The sequence below is a fragment of the Thermoanaerobaculia bacterium genome, assembly GCA_035717485.1.
Lineage (GTDB): Bacteria > Acidobacteriota > Thermoanaerobaculia > UBA5066 > DATFVB01 > DATFVB01.
Map to the genome: position 1 here is coordinate 1 of DASTIQ010000072.1, position 2,822 is coordinate 2,822.

A 2,822-nucleotide genomic window follows, 5' to 3' on the forward strand; every position below is an offset into this window, starting at 1 on the left:
AGCCCAGCGGAGCGAGGATCTCGTAGGGGCCGAGGCGCGAGCCGGCAGAGAGCGTCATCGAGTGAGCCCCGGATCATACCCGGAGCCGCGGGTGCGGGGTGGCGGCCTCAGACCTGGCAGTGGCGCCGGACGATCGCGAGCACCTTGTCGGGGTCGAACGGCTTGTGAATAAAGCCGGAAATCCCGGCGGTCGAAGCGGATCCGTCGAAGTCGCCGCTGGCCGAGATGACGTACACCGGAATTCCCGCGAACTTCGGATGTTCCCGCATCGCGGCGAGGAACTGGGCCCCGTTCATCTTCGGCATCGCGTTGTCGAGGAGGATGACCGAGGGAACCTTTCCGAGATCCATCAACCGGAATGCTTCGAGCCCGTCGTTCGCCACGATCGGCTCGATTCCCTCGGTGATCAGGAGGGCTTCCATCGCGGACAGGATGTCCGGGTTGTCGTCGACGATCATGACCGGCCGCATTCGGGTTCGCTGCACGCAGTAATCGTACCAATCCTCTCGGACGGCCCGGTCGGAGACCGCCGCGCGGGAAAATGCCCGATTTCTGGACGGTGTGCCGTCGGTCGGTCATCGGGTTCGCCGGAGAAGCGGCCCCGACGGGAGATAATCCGGCGATGAACTTTCGGGTTTTTTCATCGATTCTCGCGCTCACGTTCGCCTTCGCGGCTCCGACCGTATCGGCGGCCCCCCGATCGGAGGGCTCCACGATTCCGCGCGGGAAGTGGGGCGGGGAGCACGTGACCCTGGAGGTATCCGCGTCCGGCGCGGTGATTCAGTTCGACTGCGCGCACGGGGCGATCCCGGCGCCGCTCGCGCTCGACTCGAACGGGCGATTCCAGCTGTCCGGCGATTTCGTCGCGGAGCACGGCGGGCCAATCCGGGTCGGCGAGGTCGAGAAGCATCAGGCGGTTCGCTATTCCGGGAGGGTGCGGGGACGGACGATGACGCTTTCCGTGGAGCTCGGCGGCGATCAGGAAGGCGTCGGTCCGTTCACCCTCGAGCTCGGTAGCGACGGCCGGATCGTCCGCTGCCGGTAGCGCGGCGGCCGAATCCGGCCGTCTTCCCCGGTCCCCGACCCCTCCCGCGGGCGCCGGCGTTAGAATCGCCCCAAGTCATTGCCGCCCGGTTCCCCGAGGCTCGGTTTCGAACGAGGAGGACGTCATGGCGCAGACACGCCGGGAGTTCGTGAAGACCGCTTCAGCCGGCGCGGTCGGGGCCGCCTTGCTCCCGCTCGCAGCCGGAGCGGCCGAGACCCCGGTCGCGGCCGAGAAACCGTACGACGTCGCCGTCGTCGGGTCCGGAGTGTTCGGGGCCTGGACGGCGTACATGCTCCGGAAGAAGGGACGCCGGGTCGCCCTGATCGACGCCTACGGGCCGGGAAACGCGCGCGCGAGCTCGGGCGGATTCACCCGGGTGATCCGCGCGGGATACGGCGACCAGGAGATCTACACGCGCTGGTCGATGCGCTCGCTCGAGCTCTGGAAGGAGCTCTTCGGCCCCGTCGGACGCCCCTCGCTCTTCCAGCAGGCCGGCGTGCTGTGGATGGCGCGCGGCAACGACCCGCTGACGACGAAGACGCTCGCCACCCTGACGCGGCTGAACGTGCCCCACGAGCGCGTCGAGCGCGCGGAGCTCGACAAGCGATGGCCGCAGATCGATTTCGGCCCCAACGACTGGGCGATCTACGAGCCCGAGAGCGGCTTCCTCGTGGCGTTCCACGGCGTGCAGGCGGTCGTTCAGATGGCGGAAGCCGAGGGCGTCGAATACCTGCAGGAATCCGTTCTTCCGCCCGAAGGGAAGGGACGGATGAATTCGGTCCGGACGAAGTCGGGAAAGACGATCGCCGCCGACACGTTCGTGTTCGCGTGCGGCCCCTGGCTTCCGAAGGTCTTCCCGGATCTGCTCGGCAACCGGATCTTCCCGACGCGGCAGGAGGTCTTCTTCTTCGGGGTTCCTCCGGGAGACACCCGTTTCCAGCAGCCGGCGATGCCGGTCTGGGTCGATTTCGCCGAAGAGATCTACGGCCTGCCCGACTTCAAGGGGCGCGGTTTCAAGGTTGCCCCGGATCATCACGGTCCCGCGTTCGATCCGGACACGGGGCAGCGGGTCATCACGGCCGAGACTCTCACGAAGGTCCGCGACTTCGTCGGCCGCCGATTCCCGGGCCTCAAGGACGCGCCCGTGGTCCTCTCCGAAGTGTGCCAGTACGAGAACACGTCCAACGGCGATTTCCTGATCGACCGCCATCCGGATCGCGAGAACGTCTGGCTCGTCGGCGGGGGCTCGGGCCACGGGTTCAAGCACGGCCCGGCGCTCGGCGAGTACGTGACGGCGCGCATCATCGAAGGCGGCCCGGTGGAGAAGAAGTTCAGTCTGGCGACGAAGGAGCGGGTCCAGAACCGGGAAGTCTATTAAGAGCTGGCGCGGCGATACGCACCGTTATGCGGGCCCGGCGGGCCGGCCGCCGGGCTCAACGTACGTGATTTAGTACGCCTCGCCCGCCGGCCGGCCCGCCGGACCCACCTTCCGGCACGTCTCGCCGTGCCTCACCGCCGTCTGAAATCGATCGCGGTCGCGTGCACGTTGGTTCCCGTCGGGCCTATCGCATCGCGGAGAGGTTTTGCCGAAGTAACCGAGGCAAAAGCCCCGCGATGCGGGAGCAGAAGCGCTGCGAGGGGGTGCCCGCCGGCGCGGTCGAGCCGCTCGTTCGGCGAGCCGTGCGGTGGGCACATCACCCGGTACCGAGCGAGCTTGTGCGACGGTTATTTCCCGTAGCGCTCCTTGTAGAACTCGTCGATCTTCGCCCGCTCCTCG

The 2,822-nt window shown here is 67.6% G+C and carries 3 protein-coding genes; 2 read left to right on the forward strand and 1 reads right to left on the reverse strand.

The genetic code is table 11. From position 1 onward, the window contains the following. Positions 1-107: 107 nt before the first annotated feature. The gene (locus VFS34_03960; GenBank protein HET9793595.1) at positions 108-485 is read right to left on the reverse strand and encodes a response regulator; all 378 of its coding nucleotides are present in this window, start codon (positions 483-485) and stop codon (positions 108-110) included. A gap of 137 nt (positions 486-622) precedes the next feature. Between VFS34_03960 and VFS34_03965 the strand changes: the two genes are divergently transcribed. Both VFS34_03965 and VFS34_03970 read left to right on the forward strand, forming a co-directional pair. Next, positions 623-1,045 (forward strand): hypothetical protein, encoded by a 423-nt coding sequence (locus VFS34_03965; GenBank protein ID HET9793596.1) that lies wholly within the window; start codon positions 623-625, stop codon positions 1,043-1,045. A 124-nt stretch (positions 1,046-1,169) separates the two neighbouring features. Further along, entirely contained in the window at positions 1,170-2,423 is a 1,254-nt protein-coding gene (locus tag VFS34_03970) for an FAD-dependent oxidoreductase (GenBank protein ID HET9793597.1), read from the forward strand. The last annotated feature ends 399 nt before the right edge of the window (positions 2,424-2,822 follow it).